At 70.9% G+C, this 18,526-nt stretch carries 17 protein-coding genes; 5 read left to right on the top strand and 12 right to left on the bottom strand.

Translation table 11 applies throughout. The annotated features are described in order from the left end of the window. Positions 1 to 13 precede the first annotated feature (13 nt). Positions 14 to 2,431, top strand: coding sequence for a Tex family protein (locus ACSDR0_RS00725; RefSeq protein WP_435286709.1), 2,418 nt, complete (start codon positions 14 to 16; stop codon positions 2,429 to 2,431). A 43-nt stretch (positions 2,432 to 2,474) separates the two neighbouring features. On the opposite strand, the gene ACSDR0_RS00730 is transcribed toward ACSDR0_RS00725, so the two are convergent. Together ACSDR0_RS00730 and ACSDR0_RS00735 are read right to left on the bottom strand one after the other, a co-directional pair. After that, positions 2,475 to 2,666 carry a hypothetical protein gene (locus tag ACSDR0_RS00730; protein ID WP_435286710.1) on the bottom strand — a complete coding sequence of 64 codons (192 nt, stop codon included), beginning with the start codon at positions 2,664 to 2,666 and terminating at the stop codon, positions 2,475 to 2,477. A 3-nt stretch (positions 2,667 to 2,669) separates the two neighbouring features. Further along, the gene (locus tag ACSDR0_RS00735) at positions 2,670 to 3,215 is read right to left on the bottom strand and encodes a GNAT family N-acetyltransferase (RefSeq protein WP_435286711.1); all 546 of its coding nucleotides are present in this window, start codon (positions 3,213 to 3,215) and stop codon (positions 2,670 to 2,672) included. A gap of 820 nt (positions 3,216 to 4,035) precedes the next feature. Here ACSDR0_RS00735 and ACSDR0_RS00740 point away from each other — a divergent pair. After that, a complete protein-coding gene (locus ACSDR0_RS00740) occupies positions 4,036 to 5,442 on the top strand; it encodes a ricin-type beta-trefoil lectin domain protein (protein WP_435286712.1) in 1,407 nt (468 codons plus the stop codon). Positions 5,443 to 5,487: 45 nt separating this feature from the next. Next, positions 5,488 to 6,807, top strand: a complete 1,320-nt coding sequence (locus ACSDR0_RS00745; RefSeq protein ID WP_435286713.1) for a ricin-type beta-trefoil lectin domain protein — start codon at positions 5,488 to 5,490, stop codon at positions 6,805 to 6,807. Positions 6,808 to 7,008: 201 nt separating this feature from the next. On the opposite strand, the gene ACSDR0_RS00750 is transcribed toward ACSDR0_RS00745, so the two are convergent. The 5 genes from ACSDR0_RS00750 to ACSDR0_RS00770 form a co-directional block, all read right to left on the bottom strand. Then, entirely contained in the window at positions 7,009 to 7,527 is a 519-nt protein-coding gene (locus ACSDR0_RS00750; RefSeq protein ID WP_435286714.1) for an MOSC domain-containing protein, read from the bottom strand. After that, positions 7,524 to 7,982 (bottom strand): MOSC N-terminal beta barrel domain-containing protein, encoded by a 459-nt coding sequence (locus tag ACSDR0_RS00755; RefSeq protein WP_435286715.1) that lies wholly within the window; start codon positions 7,980 to 7,982, stop codon positions 7,524 to 7,526. Before ACSDR0_RS00755 ends, ACSDR0_RS00750 begins: the two co-directional genes overlap by 4 nt. Before the next feature lie 98 nt (positions 7,983 to 8,080). After that, positions 8,081 to 9,523, bottom strand: a complete 1,443-nt coding sequence (locus ACSDR0_RS00760) for a WGR domain-containing protein (protein ID WP_435286716.1) — start codon at positions 9,521 to 9,523, stop codon at positions 8,081 to 8,083. Between the two features lie 66 nt (positions 9,524 to 9,589). Further along, positions 9,590 to 10,567 (bottom strand): phosphotriesterase family protein, encoded by a 978-nt coding sequence (locus tag ACSDR0_RS00765; protein WP_435286717.1) that lies wholly within the window; start codon positions 10,565 to 10,567, stop codon positions 9,590 to 9,592. A gap of 181 nt (positions 10,568 to 10,748) precedes the next feature. Beyond that, complete coding sequence (locus tag ACSDR0_RS00770) at positions 10,749 to 11,408, bottom strand: DUF998 domain-containing protein (RefSeq protein WP_435286718.1); 660 nt, start codon at positions 11,406 to 11,408, stop codon at positions 10,749 to 10,751. A gap of 235 nt (positions 11,409 to 11,643) precedes the next feature. On the opposite strand from ACSDR0_RS00770, the gene ACSDR0_RS00775 reads away from it, so the two are divergent. Further along, a complete protein-coding gene (locus ACSDR0_RS00775) occupies positions 11,644 to 12,006 on the top strand; it encodes a MerR family transcriptional regulator (RefSeq protein ID WP_435286719.1) in 363 nt (120 codons plus the stop codon). Then, on the top strand, positions 12,003 to 12,983 hold the full coding sequence (locus ACSDR0_RS00780; protein ID WP_435286720.1) for an aldo/keto reductase: 981 nt from the start codon (positions 12,003 to 12,005) through the stop codon (positions 12,981 to 12,983). Before ACSDR0_RS00775 ends, ACSDR0_RS00780 begins: the two co-directional genes overlap by 4 nt. Positions 12,984 to 13,474: 491 nt before the next feature. Here the strand turns inward: ACSDR0_RS00780 and ACSDR0_RS00785 are convergent, their stop codons facing one another. The 5 genes from ACSDR0_RS00785 to ACSDR0_RS00805 are packed head-to-tail and all read right to left on the bottom strand — an operon-like array spanning position 13,475 to position 18,310. After that, complete coding sequence (locus tag ACSDR0_RS00785) at positions 13,475 to 14,638, bottom strand: 4-hydroxybenzoate 3-monooxygenase (RefSeq protein ID WP_435286721.1); 1,164 nt, start codon at positions 14,636 to 14,638, stop codon at positions 13,475 to 13,477. A gap of 48 nt (positions 14,639 to 14,686) precedes the next feature. Further along, positions 14,687 to 15,433, bottom strand: coding sequence for an IclR family transcriptional regulator (locus ACSDR0_RS00790; protein ID WP_435286722.1), 747 nt, complete (start codon positions 15,431 to 15,433; stop codon positions 14,687 to 14,689). Positions 15,434 to 15,489: 56 nt separating this feature from the next. Beyond that, on the bottom strand, positions 15,490 to 15,933 hold the full coding sequence (locus ACSDR0_RS00795) for an SRPBCC family protein (protein WP_435286723.1): 444 nt from the start codon (positions 15,931 to 15,933) through the stop codon (positions 15,490 to 15,492). Between the two features lie 23 nt (positions 15,934 to 15,956). Further along, positions 15,957 to 16,862: a phosphotransferase enzyme family protein gene (locus ACSDR0_RS00800; protein ID WP_435286724.1), complete on the bottom strand. Its 906-nt coding sequence runs from the start codon at positions 16,860 to 16,862 to the stop codon at positions 15,957 to 15,959. Further along, the gene (locus ACSDR0_RS00805) at positions 16,862 to 18,310 is read right to left on the bottom strand and encodes a helix-turn-helix domain-containing protein (RefSeq protein WP_435286725.1); all 1,449 of its coding nucleotides are present in this window, start codon (positions 18,308 to 18,310) and stop codon (positions 16,862 to 16,864) included. The genes ACSDR0_RS00800 and ACSDR0_RS00805 overlap by 1 nt, the downstream gene beginning before the upstream one ends. Positions 18,311 to 18,526 lie beyond the last annotated feature (216 nt).

The raw sequence follows: 18,526 nt of genomic DNA on the forward strand, positions 1-18,526 counted from the left end.
AGGAAGAGAGATCGTGACCACGTCTATTCATCAGCGGATCGCCGAAGAGCTGGGTGTGCGCGAGCGACAGGTGAGTGCGGCGGTGGACCTGCTCGACGGCGGGGCCACCGTGCCGTTCATCGCCCGCTACCGCAAGGAAGCCACCGAGATGCTCGACGACACGCAGCTGCGCACGCTGGAGGAGCGGCTGCGTTACCTGCGGGAGCTGGAGGAGCGACGCACCGCGATCCTGGAGTCGATCCAGGGCCAGGGCAAGCTCGACGACACCCTGCGGGCGCAGATCCTGGCGGCCGACTCCAAGGCCCGCCTGGAGGACATCTACCTTCCGTACAAGCCCAAGCGGCGGACCAAGGCGCAGATCGCCAGGGAGGCGGGGCTCGAACCGCTCGCCGACGGTCTCCTGGCCGACCCGTCGGTCGACCCGCGGGCCGCGGCCGAGGCGTTCGTCGGCGAGGGGGTGGCCGACGCCGCCGCCGCGCTGGACGGTGCCCGCGCGATCCTGGTCGAGCGCTTCGGCGAGGACGCCGACCTGGTCGGCGAGCTGCGCGAGCGGATGTGGACGAAGGGCCGCCTGATCGCGGCGGTCCGCGAGGGCAAGGAGGAGGAGGGCGCCAAGTTCTCCGATTACTTCGACTTCGCCGAGCCGTTCACCAAGCTGCCCTCGCACCGGATCCTGGCGATGTTCCGCGGCGAGAAGGAGGAGGTCCTCACTCTCACCCTGGAGCCCGAGCAGGAGCCCACCGGCACCTACGAGGGCCGCATCGCGCACCACTTCGGCATCTCCGACCAGGGGCGGCCCGCCGACGCGTGGCTGGTCGACACGGTCCGCTGGGCCTGGCGCACCCGCGTCCTCGTCCACCTCGGCATCGACCTGCGAATGCGCATGTGGCAGGCCGCCGAGGAGGAGGCGGTGCGCGTGTTCGCCGCGAACCTGCGCGACCTGCTGCTCGCCGCGCCCGCCGGAAGCCGCGCGACCATGGGGCTGGACCCCGGGCTGCGCACCGGTGTGAAGGTCGCGGTGGTCGACGCGACCGGCAAGGTGCTGGCCACCGACACGATCTACCCCCACGAGCCGCGCCGGCAGTGGGACCAGTCGCTGGTCACCCTCGCCGCGCTGGCCAGGAAACACGACGTGGAGCTCGTCTCGATCGGCAACGGCACCGCCTCGCGCGAGACCGACAAGCTCGCGGGCGAGCTGGTGAAGCTGGTCCCCGGGCTGACCAAGATCGTGGTGTCGGAGGCCGGGGCCTCGGTTTACTCCGCCTCGGCGTTCGCCTCGCAGGAGCTGCCCGGCATGGACGTGTCGCTGCGCGGCGCCGTGTCGATCGCCAGGCGGCTCCAGGACCCGCTGGCCGAGCTGGTCAAAATCGACCCCAAGTCGATCGGCGTCGGCCAGTACCAGCACGACCTCGCCGAGACGAAGCTCTCCCGCTCGCTCGACGCCGTGGTGGAAGACTGCGTGAACGCGGTCGGCGTCGACGTCAACACCGCTTCCGCGCCGCTGCTCACCCGGGTCTCCGGCATCGGCTCCGGGCTCGCGGAGAACATCGTCCAGCACCGCGACGCCAACGGCCCGTTCCGTTCCCGCAAGGCGCTGAAGGAGGTGGCCAGGCTCGGCCCGAAGGCCTTCGAGCAGTGCGCGGGCTTCCTGCGCATCCGCGACGGCGACGACCCGCTCGACGCCTCCAGCGTGCACCCGGAGTCGTACCCGGTGGTGCGGCGCATCCTGAAGAGCACCGGCGGCGACCTCGCGTCCCTGATCGGCAACGGCACGGCGCTGCGGGCCCTGCGCCCGCAGGAGTTCGTGGACGAGACCTTCGGCCTGCCGACCGTCACCGACATCCTCACCGAGCTGGAGAAGCCGGGCCGCGACCCGCGACCCGCCTTCAAGACCGCGACCTTCAAGGAGGGCGTGGAGAAGCTCTCCGACCTCAAGCCCGGCATGCTGCTGGAGGGCGTGGTCACCAACGTCGCCGCCTTCGGCGCGTTCGTCGACGTCGGCGTGCACCAGGACGGCCTGGTCCACGTGTCGGCGCTGTCGCACACCTTCGTCAAGGACCCGCGCGAGGTGGTCAAGCCCGGCGACATCGTCCGGGTGAAGGTGCTCGACGTCGACATCCCGCGCAAGCGCATCTCGCTCACCCTCCGGCTGGAGGACGACGTCAAGCCCTCGGGACCCCGAGGTCCGCGCGAACAGCGCGACCAGCAGGGTGGCGGGCGCGGCGAGGGTGGCGGCGGGCAGCGCCAGGGCGACGGCGGCGGCAGACGCGGTGGCGGCCAGGGCGGCCAGGGACGCGGCGGCCAGGGCGGGCAGGGACGCGGCGACCGGCAGCGTCAGGAGAGCGGCGACCGGCAGCGCAACGCGCCGAGCGGCGCGATGGCCGACGCCCTGCGCCGCGCCGGGCTCGACGGCTCCGGCGGCAAACGCTAAAGGCTCCGCGCGAGCCCTCCGCCGTACGAAACCCGCGGAGGGCTCAGCGGCGGCCGCGGCGGAAGGCGGAGACGGCGAGGACGAGGCCGACGGCGAGGGTCGCCAGGCCGATCCAGAACCACTCCCGCGCGCCGCTCATGGAGCTGCCGCCCACGTAGCCGAGGCCCTGGAGCGCCCAGAGGCCGCCCGCCAGGACGAGCAGGACTCCGAGGCCGATCGGAAGCCAGGTCTTCATCGCTCACAGATCCTTCGTGGTGCGCAGGTCGTTGAACTCGGAGGCGAGGAGGCCGAACAGCGCCTCGTCGACGAAGGAGCCGGCCACCCAGGCGTGCTTGCGGAGCGTGCCCTCGCGGCGGAAGCCGGTCTTCTCTGCGGCGGCGATCATCGCGCTGTTGGTGGCGAGCGTCTCCAGGCCCAGCCGGTTCAGGCCCCGGATGCGGAAGGCGTAGTCGCACAGCAGCCTCAGCGCGTCGGGGGCGTAGCCGTGGCCGCGCGCCTCGGGAAGCAGCGAGATGCCGAGGTGCCCGTTGCGGTTGAGGGTGTCGATCCCCCAGACGTTGCCGGACCCCAGCAGATCCCCGGAGAGGGACTGGATGGCGAAGTCGACGTTGGCCGGATCGGGTTTCCGCCCCTCGTAGTGGGCGATCACCTGGTCGATCGTCTCGGGAACCCAAGGCGTCGTGGTGGCCCCGGCCGCCGTCTCCACGTCGTCGTTCAACCGGTGGAGCGGGACCAGGTCCTCCTTGGTGATGGCCCTGAGCAGGACCCTGTCTCCACGAAGCATGAGCGTGAACCCCACTGTCGATCGCCTGGCGGCGCGCGAGAGGGCTCGCCACCTACCGGACATCACACCATACGAAAAGTCGGAAAGGACAATGAATAACGCCACGCCGCGGATAATCCGCACGGCATCCCATCACGGGGCACCGAACCACACATGCGACACCAGACCGTACGATGCCACAGCGGGCGCACCGCCATACCGGGTCTCACGCGTCTCTCCCAACGCCGGCCCGCGACGCCCTGACAGGAAATCCTGACAGGAAACCCTGACAATCCCGCGTTCTGGAACGTTCCCCCCAGGCCTTCCGTCGCGAGCCCGCTTCCCCTTTCCCATCCAGTTCACAGCGTTTCGCACGAGCGCGAACCCGGAACGGTGAGGCTTTTTTTACTGCTTGTATTGACTAGAGAACGAAGGCTGCCTTAAGGTCCCGGGCAAGCGAGACCTTGCCGTGAAGGGACCCCCATGACTCGCTTTCCCTGACACCGCATGGCGGCGGGCACGATGATCGCACCCGCCCCACCACCTGAACCACACCCCGTCACGGGGGTGGGGCGCACTGGCCGCCTCGCGTCCGTGAAGGCTCCCGTTCTCCCTGCCGTATCCGTCGCGGCAGGGCTCAAGGACGCGCCGAGCACCGCGTGCCGCCGCACGGCGGGCCCACTCCGGGCCACCCGTACGGCCGCCCGTGGAGAGCACGCTCGCCGCGTCCGGCAGCACCGCATGTCACCCCCCTGATAAGGGCCGTGATGTCACGCGCGCGTCGCGCCCCACGGGGCGCGTCACCCGTACGTCACTCCCCGAGACGGAAGGAAATCCGCGCATGGACACCGGACAGCCGACTCCCCGGCGCCGTCGCATGTCGCTCCCCGCCACACTCGGCGGGATGTTCACCGTCGTCGTTCTCGCCCTCGCCGGCGTGACGACCGCGTCGCCGGCCGCCGCCGCCACCGGGCAGATCACCGGCATCGGCGGAAAGTGCGTCGACGTCGCCGCGGCCTCCACCGCCAACGGCACCCCCATCCAGCTGTACGACTGCAACGGTAGTGGCGCCCAGCAGTGGACCCTGGGCACCGACGGCACCGTGCGCGCCCTCGGCAAGTGCCTGGACGTCACCGCCGCCTCCACCGCCAACGGAGCGCAGATCCAGCTGTACGACTGCAACGGCAGCGCGGCACAGCAGTGGACCTACAGCGCCGCGAACGACCTGGTGAACCCGGCCGCCAACAAGTGCCTGGACGCCACCGGCCAGTCGAGCGCCAACGGCACCCGCCTGCAGATCTGGACCTGCACCGGCACCGCGAACCAGAAGTGGAACGCCCCGAGCGACGGCGGCACCACCCCGCCCCCTCCGGCCGGCAAGATGGCCGGAGCCCCGTACCTCTACATGGGCTGGGGTAACCCGCCGAGCCCGGCGACGATCATGAGCACCACCGGCGTGAAGTCCTTCACCATGGCGTTCATCCTGTCCGGCGGCGGCTGCACCCCGCGCTGGGACGGCTCCAGGCCGCTGACCGGCGGCACCGACCAGGCCGCGATCAACCAGATCAAGGCCGCGGGCGGCAGCGTCCAAGTCTCCTTCGGCGGCTGGTCGGGCAACAAGCTCGGCCCGAACTGCTCCACCCCGGCCGCCTACGCCGGAGCCGTGCAGCAGGTCATCAACGCCGTCGGCCCCGCGGTCGTCGACTTCGACATCGAGAACAACGACGAGTTCGAGAACTTCACCGTCCAGGACCGCATCCTGAACGGCCTGAAGATCGTCAAGCAGAACAACCCGAACGTCAAGATCGCCGTCACCTTCGGCACCTCGACCACCGGCCCGACCTCCCACGGCATCCGCCTGATCAACCAGGCCAAGGCGCTGGCCGTGCCGATCGACAACTACACGATCATGCCGTTCGACTTCGGCGCCTCGAACATCTACAACGACACCGTCAACGCCTCCGAGGGCCTGAAGAACGCCCTCAAGGCCGCCAACGGCTGGACCGACGCGCAGGCGTACGCCCGGATGGGCATCTCCGGCATGAACGGCCTGTCCGACCAGGGCGAGCTGACCACGGTGGCGGCCTGGACCCAGATTCGTGACTGGGCCAAGTCCAAGGGCCTGACCCGTCTGGCCTACTGGGCGGTCAACCGCGACCGTCCCTGCCCCGGCGGCAACGCGTCCTCCGAGTGCAGCGGCATCTCCCAGCCCAACTGGGAGTTCACCCGCATCACGGCCGGCTTCTAGACCGTGACCCCCTTCCAGCGGACACCGGCTCGAAAGGAACAGCCGATGATCTCCACCAGCCCGGCGCCCCTCACCGGCCCCCGCCCCGCGCGGACCCGGCTCGCGCGGATCGGCGGCCTCCTCGCCGCGACACTCCTCGCCCTCGGCTCCGCCACGCTCGTCCCCTCCCAGGCGGGCGCCCAGGCCACCACCGCCCAGCCCGCCACCCAGCGGGCCCTGGCCGCCCCCGCCCCCGGCCCCCTCGTGTGGTCGGACGAGTTCAACGCCGCCTCCGGCGCCGGCCCCGACACCTCCAAGTGGCGCCGGGACGTCGGCGGCGGCGGCTGGGGGAACAACGAGCGGCAGTACTACACGGCCGGCAACGAGAACATCGCCCACGACGGCGCCGGCAACCTGGTCATCACCGCGCGCAAGGGCAACCCCGCGGGGCTCGGCTGCTGGTACGGCTCGTGCGAGTACACCTCGGGCAAGCTCACCACCGCCGCGACCTTCACCCGCGCCTACGGCCGCTTCGAGGCCCGGATGAAGCTCCCCCGGGGCAAGGGCATGTGGCCCGCGTTCTGGATGCTGGGCACCGGAGGGGCCCAGTGGCCCGCCAACGGCGAGATCGACATCATGGAGAACGTCGGCAGCGTCCCCGGGCAGGTGCTCGGCAGCCTCCACGGTCCCGGCTACTCGGGGGGCAGCCCGCTGAGCGGCAGCTACAACCTCCCCGCGGGCCAGGCCTTCGCCGACGCCTTCCACACCTTCGCCGTCGACTGGGAGCCCGGCGCGGTGACCTGGTACATCGACGGGATCCAGTACTCCAGGAAGACCCCCGCCGACACGCGGGGCAACCCCTGGGTCTACGACCACCCGTTCTTCATGATCCTCAACCTGGCCGTCGGCGGGAACTGGCCCGGCTCGCCCGACGCCTCGACCACCTTCCCCCAGCAGCTCACCGTCGACTACGTCCGCGTCTACGCCCCGCCCGGCGGCGGCCGTACGGGACAGATCACCGGTATCGGCGGGAAGTGCGTCGACGTCGCCGCGGCCTCCACCGCCAACGGCACCCCCATCCAGCTGTACGACTGCAACGGTAGTGGCGCCCAGCAGTGGACCCTGGGCACCGACGGCACCGTGCGCGCCCTCGGCAAGTGCCTGGACGTCACCGCCGCCTCCACCGCCAACGGAGCGCAGATCCAGCTGTACGACTGCAACGGCACCGCGGCCCAGCGGTGGACCTACTCCGCGGCCCGCGACCTCGTGAACCCGGCCGCCAACAAGTGCCTGGACGCCACCGGCCAGTCCAGCGCCAACGGCACCCGCCTGCAGATCTGGGAGTGCAGCGGCAACGCCAACCAGAAGTGGAACGCCCCGGCCTGACCCGCTCCGTCGCGGGCCGGAACCCTCACCCTCGGTTCCGGCCCGCGACGGGCTTTTCCGTCGTCACCCGGTCCGCCCGAGACGTCCCGGAAAGTGTGGCCGGTATCTGACATTCCCCGGCCAGAAAAACCTCCTACAAGAGCGTGCCCGCCGTCTCGGGCGGGTCGCCGCGCCGGTCGGAGTCGCCGCACCGGTCGCCCCTCACGACACGCTGACCGCGTCACCGATCGCGATCGTGCCGAGGGCGCGCGGGATGCCGAGCCGGCCGAACATGATGCCGCGATCGCCCTCGAAGACCCGGGTCCGGTAGCCGGCCAGGACCCGGAGGGGTTCGCCGCTCCTGCGCGCGGAGTCCTGGTCGACGTTGATGATGACGCAGCGCCCGCAGGGCTTGATCAGCTCGATCTCGGCGGCGCCGATCCGCAACCTGGAGACCGCGTCCTCGCCATAGGGGCCAAGTCCCTCCAGCACGATGTTGGGCCGGAACCGGTCCATCGGCAGCGGGCCGTCCACGCGCCGGTTCAGGTCGTCAAGGGACTCGCGCGACAGCACGGAGAGCGGCTGGCCGTCGGCGAACGCCAGCGTGCCGCCGCCCCGCGAGGTGGCCCGGGTGCCGGTGAAGCGGACCAGGCGGCAGGGCAGCCCGAGGAGGTCAGAGAACCACGCGGCCGCGACCTCTCCCTGGTCCAGCCCCTGGCAGGGCTTCCCGTGCACGGTCACGTCCAGCGCCGGCCCGTCCAGCGGCTCGTGGACCAGGGGCGTCGCCGCCCCGGGCGCGCGCGCACGACGAGCACCGCGCCGTCGTACGCGGGCCGCAGCGTCGCCAGCCGGGGCACCTCCCGCTGCGACAGGTGCCGCAGGTCCGGCCGGACCAGCATGAACTCCCGGTCGTGCCGCAGCCCGGCCGGTGTCAGCTCGGCAGCGGTCAGGGAGGTGCCGCCCGCGCTCTTGAGCGGGAAGACGTTCACCTCCACGACGGCGGCGACCGCGCTCTCCGCGCCGCGCGCGAAACCCTCCCGCGCGAAACCCTCACGCTTGAAGCCCTCACGCCTGAAGCCCTCACGAGCGGAATTCTCGTGGCCCGGCTCACCTCTGCCGGGATGAGCCGGGTTCTCCCCGCGGGCGGGGCCCTCCGCCGCTTTCACCTGGGCCTCACCGCGGCCGTCGCGCACCATGTATCGGACGCTAGGACATTCACGCGGAAGAAAGGTCAGGAAGCGGCAGTATCTGACAAAATTTCGTCAGCTTTGCGAGCGCCCCGTCCGGGGGGTGATCAGAGCAGGCGCTTGATGTCGCCGTACGCGCGGTAGAAACCGCCCCGCTCGGAGAAGCGGACGCCCTCGACGAGATAGCGGGCCCCGGCCTCGCGGACGCCCTTGGGGAACTGCACGTTCCGCCGCACGTCGTAGCCCTCGCTGAGGACCCGCACCCGCAGCCGCTCGCCCTCGCGGAAGCACTCCAGCACCACGCCGTCACCGGTGTCCGGGACGGTGTCGAACACCACGGTCTCCAGCACGGCGGTGGGCTCCACCACCGCGAGCCCGGCGGACGCCTTGACGTCGACCGCCTCGGGAAGGGTGCCGTCCTGGGCCGCCCTGATCGCCTCCTCGGTGGCGTCGATGCAGGCCAGGGTGCCGTCGGTGGTCACGATGTAGAGGCGGTCGTCGAGATACTGCATGGAGAAGGCGGAGCCGCAGCCGGTGGCCAGCTTCCACAGGCGCTCGCCGCTCTGGTCGAAGCAGTAGATGGAGGAGTGGTTGTCTCCGGCGAAGACGTACCGGCCGCCGGGGGCGGTGGCGCAGGAGAAGACCGTGGCGTCGCAGAGGTAGACCGCCTGGGAGGCGCCGTCCGACTTGCGCAGGCGGTGCACGGTGGAGCGCGAGGTTCCGGCGTAGACCGAGTCGGCCTCCTGCCAGCCGAACAGCACCGCGCCGTTGACGGGCGTCTCCCAGACCGGCGCGCCGTCGGCGGCGTCGTAGCGGGCCACCCCGGTGGAGTGACCGTGGTAGACGGCCTCGTCGTCGCAACGGACCATCCAGGCCGAGTCGCCCCTGCCCTTGCGCGCCCACTGGAACTCGTCCTCGTGGTCGATCGTGGTGATCCGCCCGGCGCGGTCGGAGACGCCCAGCACGCCGTCGTGGATGTCGAGCCAGTAGATGTCGACGTCCTCGGCGATCTCGTACGCGACCCTCGGGACCTTGCCGCCGAGGTCGTAGACCTTGCCGTCGTCGGCACCCGCGTAGATCCAGAAGTCGTCGCCGACGATGCACTTGACCCCGTCGGGCAGCTTGAAGCGGCCGGTGACGGTGCCTCCGTGGGTGACGGTGTAGACGTCGCCACGCTGGTTGCCGACCCAGCAGCGCTCGGAGTCGACGAAGATGCCGAACGCCGCCGCGCCGCTGGCGAAGCGCCAGAGCACCGGCGCCTGGGTGGCGGTGGAGCGGGCGCTCTCCACGCTGCGCCGGGTGACCGCGCGGCGCTGGCGCACCCCCTGGACGGCGGGGGCGTAACCCCGGCGGACCTTCTCGTTGATCTTCTTCGCGGCGGCCGCCTCGGCCTTCGCCGCGCTCGCGAACGCCGACGCCTTGCACTGGCCCGACTCGCCGATGCGGCCGTACCTGATCGTCACCTCGGTCCCGTCGACCACGACCTCGTAGAACTTGTGCGAGCTTCCGCCGTCCTCGGACAGTTCCAGGTATGTGCTCCGCGCGGCCATGCTCCACCTTCTCGGTCGATCGACTTTCCGGGAGCGTATGGCAGTCGTACGACAAATAATGAAAAGTCAGGAAAAGTAGCGGCGAGGGTTGTCGATCAGCATCTGGTCCACCTGCGTGTCGCCGACCCCGGCCTCACGCAGGGCCGGGAGCACGTCGTCGTGGATGTGGCCGAAGTGCCAGTTGGGCGCGGCCAGCGGTATGCCGTCGTCCCAGGCCGCGCCGAAGTAGTCCATGAAGCACGCGCTGTCGTGGCTGAGCACCATCCGATCGGCGTAGCCCCGCTCGCAGAGCGCGACGACGGTGGCGACCCGCGACGCCGTGGAGTTGTAGGCGTCCAGCCCGAAGCGGTCCATGCCGAGCGTCGCCCCGGTGTCGGCCAGCCGCATCAGGTGGTCGAGGTCGTTGGAGTCGCCCGAGTGCCCGAGCACGATTTTGGCCGGGTCGACGCCTTCCTTCAGGAACAGTTCCAGGGCGAGCAGCCCGCTCCCGGTGGAGGGGTTGGTGTGCACGGTGATCGGCACGCCGGTCCTCAGGTGGGTCTGGGCGACCGCCCGGCAGATCCGCTCGACGCCGGGGGTGAGCCCCTTCCGCTCGATCACGCACTTGAGGAACGCGGCTCTGACCCCGGTGCCGGCGATGCCCTCGACGATGTCGCGGGAGAAGTCCTCGACCATCGGCTCGGGAACGTCCATCATCAGGCCGGGGCCCCGGTACTCGTACTGGTGCGGGATCTCGTCGAAGGAGTAGATCCCCGAGGCGACGACGATGTTCAGTTCCGGCACCTGGTCCGCCACCCGCCGCACGCGCGGGATGTAGCGGCCCAGCCCCCACACGGTCGGGTCGACGATGGTCCTCACGCCCTTGGCCGCCACGGCTTTGAGCTTGGCGACGGCGTCGGCCACCCGATACTCCTCGTCCCACCAGGCATCCCTGCCGTAGTTGTCGACGTGCTCGGGGGAGATGACGAAGACGTGCTCGTGCATGAGGGTCTGCCCCAGGTCGGCGACGTCGACGGGGCCTCGGACAGTGTTCACGACCGGCATGCGCGTCCTCCCGGGGCTCGTCCGACCGGGCTGCGGTGACATACCGAGCGGTCGCTTTCTGAGAAGGTAGGCCGGGGCGCCGGGAGCGTCAACCTGCCACTCCGCCCGGCCCGTTCGACCGTCCCCGCGCGGGGACGGTCGAACGGGCCGGGCGGGCAGGCGGATCGGTCAGGCGAGCCGGTCAGGCATGGGCGGTCGCCGGGAGCGGGCGGCGGCGGACACGGCCGCTCCTGGCCCCGGCCACCAGCCCCAGCAGGGCCAGCACCGCCACCTCGAAGCCCACCACCAGCCGCTGGGTCACCCCCGCGGGGATGTCGTCGTTGGTCAGGTCGACACCGAACATCCGCACCACGTACGGCAGGACCACCAGGGCCAGCACGCCCAGGGCGGCCAGGCTGAGCAGCCGGACCGGGCGGGCGTACGGGCTGGCCGCGTACCGTCTGGCGAGGAGCAGCCCGGCGATCGGCATCGTCAGGAAGGCGACGAACGCCGCGTACCTGTGGATGCCCCCGGACATCGACAGCGGCACGCCGGGCTCGTCGGTGGGGAAGGCGCCGATCAGCAGCATGCACAGGCCCCAGGTACCGACCAGCAGGGCCACCGCGCGGTCCTCCCCGCGCCGGGCCAGGATGGTCCCGATGATCGTCGCCGCGGCGGCGAAGAGCGTGAGCGACAGGGGCAGCAGCCAGCCGTCCGCCTCGAAGGCGTACTCGCTGATCACGGTGTGCACCGGGTCGAGACCGGTGACCACGTGCAGCCCGAGCATCGCGACGGCCCCGGCGCCGATCGCCGCGTAGCCGCCGAAGATCATCCTGTGCCGCGTGAACGTCTGGCTTCCCATGCCTCAACGATGGCGACAAGCAAGATCACGGAGTATCGGAGACAGCCCCCGGCCGCCCCTGAACGATCCCGGACGGCCTCCGGGGCGGGGTGGTGCCCACCCCAGGGGGATATCTGCCGCGATATGCCCCTGAGCTGGGTAAAAACCCCTGATAGTAGGGAATTCCCCCTCAGGGTCGGCCCCGGAAGGGACCCCCCTTGACTTCGAGCGCACTCCAAGGAGCATGGTTGTCCCCATGGGGATCACCATCCAGGAGGCCTCGCGCAAATCGGGGCTGAGCGCGCACACGCTGCGCTACTACGAGCGCATCGGGCTCATCCACGAGGTGGACCGGAGCACGAACGGGCATCGCGCCTACACCGAGCCCGACCTCGACTGGCTCGGCTTCCTCACCAAGCTGCGCTCGACCGGCATGCCGATCGCCGACATGTGCCGCTACGCCGAGTTGCGCAGGCAGGGCCCGGAGACCTTCGCCGAGCGGCGGAAGATCCTGGAGGCCCACCGCGAGCGGGTGACGGCGCGGATCGCGCGGCTCACCGAGGATCTGGGGGTCCTCCATCGAAAGATCGACTTCTACGACGCACAGGAGCAGCAATGAACAAGCGCCGTCTCGGCCAGGGAGGCCCGGAGGTCTCCGCCATCGGGCTCGGCTGCATGGGCATGTCGGAGTTCTACGGCGCGGCCGACGAGACAGAGTCGACCGCGGTCATCCACCGCGCCCTCGACCTGGGGGTGAACTTCCTCGACACCGCCGACGCGTACGGCAGGGGTCACAACGAGGAACTGGTGGGCCGGGCGATCTCCGGCCGCAGGGACGAGGTGTTCCTGGCCACCAAGTTCGGCATCGTCAGGACCGACGACCCGTCCTTCAGGGGCATCGAGGGCAGCCCCGAGTACGTGAGGAGCTCCGCCGACGCCTCGCTCAAGCGGCTGGGCGTGGACCACATCGACCTGTACTACATGCACCGCCGCGACACCCGGGTGCCCATCGAGGAGACCGTCGGCGCCATGGCCGAGCTGGTCGCCGCGGGCAAGGTCGGCCACCTCGGCCTGTCGGAGGTGAGCGCGGAGACGCTGGGAAGGGCCCACGCCACACACCCGATCGCGGCCCTGCAGAGCGAGTACTCCCTGTTCACCCGCGGCCTGGAGGAGGAGATCCTCCCGGCCGCCAGAAAGCTGGGAATCGCGCTGGTGGCCTACTCGCCGATCAGCCGCGGCCTTCTCGGCGGGACGCTGGGCCCGGCCGACCGGCTGCCCGACGACGACTTCCGCAAGCACCACCCCCGGTTCACCGGAGAGGACGGGGCGGCCAACGAGGCGCTCGTCGCGAAGGTCCGCGACATCGCCGCCGAGGTGGGCTGCACCCCCGCCCAGCTCTCCCTGGCCTGGCTGCTGTCCAGGGGCGAGGACGTCGTTCCCATCCCCGGCACCAAGCGGCTGAACTACCTGGAGGAGAACAGCGCGGCGGCCGACGTCACGCTGACCGCCGACCAGCTCGACGCGCTTGAGGCGGCCGTACCCGCCGGAGCCGCCAGGGGCGACCGGTACGCCAACATGTCGTCCGTGGAGAGGTGACCCCGCGTATCAAGGATCAGCGAGCTCGTTGAGCCGCCTCTCCCGGTGATCCTCGTCTTCGGCCAGGCCCTGCCCCCGGGAGATGGACACCGCGGGTTCGGCCATGGCTCGCCGAGCGCTGACTCCATGGCGAAGGGGAAGGGAGGGCTTCCTCGGGAGGCGGAGATCACCGTCTCCCGGTCGGCCTGGAGGCGGGCGTCGAACCGGCGGGACCGCTTCCCCCTCCGACGAGGCGACGAGTGTGTCCCTGCTCGACGGGTCGACCTCGGAGGGGAACGTCACGCCCCGGCGAGGTCGACCCTGGGGCCAGCCCGGCTTGAGAAGGCCGCGGAAGACCGGCAGGAGGATGTGGCCGTGCGGGAACGGCAGGAACCGTCGGCCGCGGTCTCGCAGCGGCCGGACGGCCCCGGGCGGCAGATTCCCGGCAGCGCGTCGAGCACCAGTGGCGGGGGAAGGACGGCGCGGGTGCGGTTCGTCGTTCACGGACGGGCTCAGACGTCGAAGGGCAGGCCGACGTAGTTCTCCGCGAGCGTGGTCGCGGCGGCCTCGGAGGAGGTGACGTAGTCGAGGTGGGCGGTCTGCAGCCGCCGCCCGTAGGGATCGTCGTCATCGAAGGTGTGCAGCAGCGTGGTCATCCACCAGGAGAAGTGCTGGGCGCGCCAGACCCGCTTCAGGCAGCTGTCGGAGTACGTGTCCAGCGGCCCGGTGGAGCCCGTCGCGTAGAACTCGGCCAGGGCCGCGGTCAGCAGCCGGACGTCCGCGACGGCCAGGTTGAGCCCCTTGGCGCCGGTGGGCGGCACGATGTGGGCGGCGTCCCCGGCGAGATAGAGGTTGCCGTGACGCATGGGCTCGGCGACGAACGAGCGCATCGCCGACACGTCCCTGGAGATGATCGGCCCCTCGGTCAGCGCGAACCCCGGGACCGTCTCCAGGCGGGCCCGCAGCTCGGCCCAGATCCGCTCGTCCGGCCAGTCGTCGAGCGAGGCGTCCGGGGGGACCTGGAGGTAGAAGCGGCTGATCTCCGGAGAGCGCATGCTGTGCAGCGCGAAGCCCCGGTCGCCGCGGGAGTAGATCAGCTCCTCGGACGACGGCGGAACCCGCGCGAGAATGCCGAGCCAGGCGAACGGGTAGTCGCGCTGGAAGACCGACAGGACCCCCTCGGGGATCGACGGCCGTGAGACGCCGTGGAAGCCGTCGCACCCGGCGATGACGTCGCAGTCGAGGCGCTCACCCCGGAAGGTGAGATAGGGGTCCTTCTCCAGCGAGTGCAGGGCGACGTCGGGGACGTCGAAGAGGATCCTTCCTCCGTCGGCCAGCCGCCGGGCGATGAGGTCCTTGACGACCTCCTGCTGTCCGTAGACGGTGATGGCCCGGCCGGGAACCAGCCTCTCGAAGGCGATGCGGTGCCCGGCCCCGCCGTAGCGCAGCTCGATGCCGTGGTGCGGCAGCCCCTCGGCGCGCATCCGGTCGCCGACACCCGCCTCGTTGAGCACGTCCACCGTGCCCTGCTCCAGCACCCCGGCCCGCACGCGCTGCTCGACGTACTCCCTGCTCCGCGCCTCCAGGACCACCGATTCGATGCCCCGCAGATGAAGCAGATGAGAGAGGAGCAGCCCGGCGGGTCCCGCGCCGACGATCCCGACCTGAGTTCGCATGCACCGAGCATTCCGTACCGTCCACCCCCGCACGCCACACCCTTCCGCTCAGCGGAAAACGGCGGCGAGGTCGCGGGAGAGCGCGGCGGCGGCGGTCAGCACGGCCGGTGCCAGCCGTCGCGGATCGGCGGTGTGCCGCCAGGCCACCAGCGACAGCGCCGCCACCACCCGGCCGCCCGCCCCCCGTACCGGCACCGCGACCGAGCAGGTGCCCACCGACATCTCCTCCAGCGTGCAGGCGACCCCGGTCCTGCGGACCTCCTCCAGCTCGGTACGGAGCCGCGCCGGGTCCACCACCGTGTTCGGCGCGTGCGGGGTGAGTTCCCGGGCGAGCACCCGCTCCACCGTCTCCGGATCCGCGAAGGCCAGCAGGACCTTGCCGACGCCCGTCGCGTGCAGCGGCAGCTCCCCCGCCACGCGCGAGACGACCGGCACGGAGGTGGGCCCGCGCAGTCGCTCGACGTACAGCGCACGGTCGTCGCGGAGCACCGCGAGCTGGACGTTCTCGCGGGTGGCGGCGTAGAGGTCCTCCATGTACGGCAGGGCGAGCTCGCGCAGCTCCCTCGGCTCCGCGGCCTGGGCGCCGATCTGCCACAGGAGCATCCCGACCCGGTAGGAGCCGTCGGGGAGCCGCTCCACGAACCCGCCCTCCACCAGCTCCTTGACCAGCCGGTGGCCGGTGGCGGGGGGCAACTCGGCCCGGCGGCAGATCTCGGTGAGCGTCAGCCGCACGTCTCCCGGCAGGAACGCGCCGAGGATGGCCATGACCTTCCCGGTGACCGTGGGCGCCCTCACGCGTCCCACCCTAGGTCCCGGCCGGCCGGTCCCGCCGCCGGGAGCATGACGGAAACCTAGGGGGCGGAGCCCAGGCGAGAGGCCAGGACCCCGGCGCGGGCGAGCTGCACCTCGCGGGCCTTCTTCGCGGCGTAGCCCAGCAGCGGCCTGGCCCAGGCGTGCACCACGAGGATGTCCTCGACCTCGGTGCCCCCGTTTTTCTCGTTGAGGGTGAACCGGTAGTCCAGGCGCACGCCGCCGGGGCTGTCGACCTCGCCCTCGACGGTTCGCGGCGTGCTCCGCAGCGTCACCTTGATCATGTTGTCGTACTTGACGAAGCCGAGGAACCTGAACCGCTCCACCGAGGTGTAGCGGGTCCCGGACTCGTCCCGCTCGACGTCCTTGACCGCGACCACCATCGGCGAGAGCCCCACGTAGCTCTGCGGCTGGCTCAGGTGGGCATGGAGCGCCTCCGGAGTGTTCCGGACATGGAAGGTGTTACGCAGTGTGACCTTTGGCATACTATGCCCCCGTTTGAAGATCTTTACTGGGAGACACTAACGGGTTCGGCCATGTACCAGCGGGCGTGTTGCTCACCTCGGGTGAGGGAATTCAGCCTGCGGGGAAGCTCGCGCCGGGAGAACGGATCGGCGGCGGCGTTGCGGATGTGGATGCCCACCGCGTAGATGTCCCTGACCTCCATGAGGGTGGAGTATCCCGGCCAGGAACGCAGGTCGCTGCCGTACGCGTCGGCGAAGGCGTCCACGTCGGCGGCGGTCAGGCCGAAGCGCCGCTGGCCGTGGTAGGTGTGGACCAGGTCCCACTCGCGGGGGCCGACCGCGACGCCGTCCCAGTCGCAGAGCACCACGTGGCCGTCCGTGCAGCGCAGCAGGTTGTCGATCCACGCGTCGCCGTGCAGCAGCACCGGCGAGCCGTCCATGCCGAGGTCCGACCAGCGCTCCGTCAGCTCCGCGATGCGGTCGCGCAGCCAGGCCCGCTGGCAGGGGGTGAGCTCCTCGGAGCGGTCCACGGCGCGACGCACCTCGCACAGCGGGTCGACGAACCGCCTCAACGCCACGGGCGGCACCGGCAGCAGGTGCAGGCTGCGCAGGATCTCGCCCAGCTCCGTGGTGGTGGGACGGCCGCTGGCCGGAACGTAGTGCCAGAAGGTGACGACCCTGCCCTCGTGCACCACGGGCTGCTCGGAGATCTCGTCGGCCGGGCGCACCGCGGGGAACCCCTGCTCGGCGAGCCAGCGGGCCACCGCGAGGACCAGCGGCAGCCGGGTCAGCGCGTTGGGAGCGGTGGCGATCCTGACGACGATCTCGCTGCGCAGCTTGAAGACGGCGTTGCTGCGCACCCTCAGCAGCTCCGCGTCCCTGTGGTCGATGCCGAGGTCCTCACAGACCTCCCGCAGGACGGTGAACGCCTCCTCGGCGAGCGAGTTCATCAGCTGACCGGTGCCGCGCCGGTGACGAGGTCGTTCAGGCGTCGCACCGCCGCCGCCCTGTTCCTGGCCTGCGGCACCTCCGACAGCAGCGCCCGCGCGCGGTTGAGCACGATGGAGGTGCGGTGCTCCGGCGGGACCTGGAGCAGCGCCTTCTCCGCCAGGTGGCAGGCGTCGTCGATCTTGCCGTCGCGGACCAGGTGCGCGGCCTGGTCGAGCAGGAGGAGAACCGGGTCGATGGCGTACGGCATCGAGGGCCCGGCGGGCCCCGGGTTCCAGTCGACGTCCTCGCCCAGCTCGATCAGTGTGCCGATCCGGTAGAACTGCAGCCGCCGCTCGGAGAAGCGGAACGCCAGGTGGTCGTGGCCCTCTGGGGGCATCCTGGCGAAGATCCGCTCCGCCTCGGCCAGCGCGACCCTGGCGGCCTTGTGCTCACCCATCCGGGCCAGCGCCCGCGCCTCCGCCGCCGCGCCGAGCGCCGCGGGGGAGCTGGGCGCGCTGCCCGCGAGCATCCTGGCCTCGCGGGCCAGCCGCACGGTCTCGGCCAGGTCGCCGTAGTAGTAGGGGAGCATCGCCTGCTGCGCCCGGACGAGGGCGCGCAGCCGCACGTCACCCATGTCGTCGGAGGCGTTGCGCGCGGTGCCGTACCAGGCGTGGGCCTGGCGAGTGTCGCCGAGCTTCATCAGCGCGTCGGCCGACAGCAGCGCCAGCATGACGGTGGCGTTGAGCAGGCGGCGCTGGACCATCGCGGGCTGGCGGGCCAGCGAGAGCATGCGGACGTCCGACAGCTCCAGCATGAGCCGGTAGAGCATCGGCACCGGCGCGCTGCTGATGTACTCGCGCCGGTAGCGCAGCACCTGCTCGTCGAGCCGGTCGAGCTGCTCCTCGGAGACGGTGGCGACGGCGAGCGTACGGTCCAGGTCCTGGCGGGTCCGTTCGACCTCGGCCAGCAGCCGGCCGCTCATCACGGACCGCGACCCGAGCAGAGCGTGGTGGAACAGCGCCCGCCGCTCGATGTCGTCCTCGGGCCGCTCCCGCTCCTCCGTCTGGTACGGGGTGCGGGTCTCACCGCCGGTGACGACCACGACCTTGGCGCCCTCGACGTCCTCGCAGTAATCTCCGGCCAGGCCCAGCCTGACGGCGTTCGCGCGATACAGTCGGGCCAGCAGATCGATGGTCTGCGGGCGCGGTCGTGCCCGGTTGTTCTCCCAGGCGTTGAGCAGGTCGATGCTGGCCCGCGCCTCGCCCAGGTCCTGGCGCTCGCAGAGTTCCTCCAGCTCCTGCACGGACTGCCTGGCCGACCATCCCCTGGCCAGCCGGTGTGCCTTGAGCAGGCTTACCCCGCAGCAGCCGTGAACGGCCTGCGCGGTCTGCCAGTGGGTCCATTGCCTGGACGCCGCCTGCTCGCGCCAGCGTCGCGCACACGCCGGCGAATGCTCGCCTCGAGCCACGGCGCCCCTCTCGGTCGCTGTTTACACAACATTAACAAGCGCGCACCCCAGCGTAAACGCGGCTGTGCGCGACCTTCCGTTTATTCGTGGTTTCCCCACGGAACATCAACGACTTTCCGGTCTATTCCACTGATCCCGAGGGGGATTGAGGAGGGACCGATTGCCTCAAGTGCCACAAAACCGCACTCTGCAGAGAAGCAAGTCACGAGTGTCCGC

The organism is Streptosporangium sp. G11, from assembly GCF_051192615.1.
Taxonomy (GTDB): Bacteria; Actinomycetota; Actinomycetes; order Streptosporangiales; family Streptosporangiaceae; genus Streptosporangium.

Excerpts from the sequence above, each read along its gene's own strand:
- ACSDR0_RS00755 (WP_435286715.1), bottom strand. The coding sequence starts at position 7,982 with ATGGTGCGCGACGGCCGCGGTGAGGCCCAGGTGAAAGCGGCGGAGGGC.
- ACSDR0_RS00730 (WP_435286710.1), bottom strand. The coding sequence starts at position 2,666 with ATGAAGACCTGGCTTCCGATCGGCCTCGGAGTCCTGCTCGTCCTGGCG.
- ACSDR0_RS00795 (WP_435286723.1), bottom strand. The coding sequence starts at position 15,933 with ATGCCAAAGGTCACACTGCGTAACACCTTCCATGTCCGGAACACTCCG.
- ACSDR0_RS00735 (WP_435286711.1), bottom strand. The coding sequence starts at position 3,215 with ATGCTTCGTGGAGACAGGGTCCTGCTCAGGGCCATCACCAAGGAGGAC.
- ACSDR0_RS00740 (WP_435286712.1), top strand. The coding sequence starts at position 4,036 with ATGGACACCGGACAGCCGACTCCCCGGCGCCGTCGCATGTCGCTCCCC.
- ACSDR0_RS00780 (WP_435286720.1), top strand. The coding sequence starts at position 12,003 with ATGAACAAGCGCCGTCTCGGCCAGGGAGGCCCGGAGGTCTCCGCCATC.
- ACSDR0_RS00745 (WP_435286713.1), top strand. The coding sequence starts at position 5,488 with ATGATCTCCACCAGCCCGGCGCCCCTCACCGGCCCCCGCCCCGCGCGG.
- ACSDR0_RS00785 (WP_435286721.1), bottom strand. The coding sequence starts at position 14,638 with ATGCGAACTCAGGTCGGGATCGTCGGCGCGGGACCCGCCGGGCTGCTC.
- ACSDR0_RS00765 (WP_435286717.1), bottom strand. The coding sequence starts at position 10,567 with ATGCCGGTCGTGAACACTGTCCGAGGCCCCGTCGACGTCGCCGACCTG.
- ACSDR0_RS00760 (WP_435286716.1), bottom strand. The coding sequence starts at position 9,523 with ATGGCCGCGCGGAGCACATACCTGGAACTGTCCGAGGACGGCGGAAGC.
- ACSDR0_RS00800 (WP_435286724.1), bottom strand. The coding sequence starts at position 16,862 with ATGAACTCGCTCGCCGAGGAGGCGTTCACCGTCCTGCGGGAGGTCTGT.
- ACSDR0_RS00770 (WP_435286718.1), bottom strand. The coding sequence starts at position 11,408 with ATGGGAAGCCAGACGTTCACGCGGCACAGGATGATCTTCGGCGGCTAC.
- ACSDR0_RS00775 (WP_435286719.1), top strand. The coding sequence starts at position 11,644 with ATGGGGATCACCATCCAGGAGGCCTCGCGCAAATCGGGGCTGAGCGCG.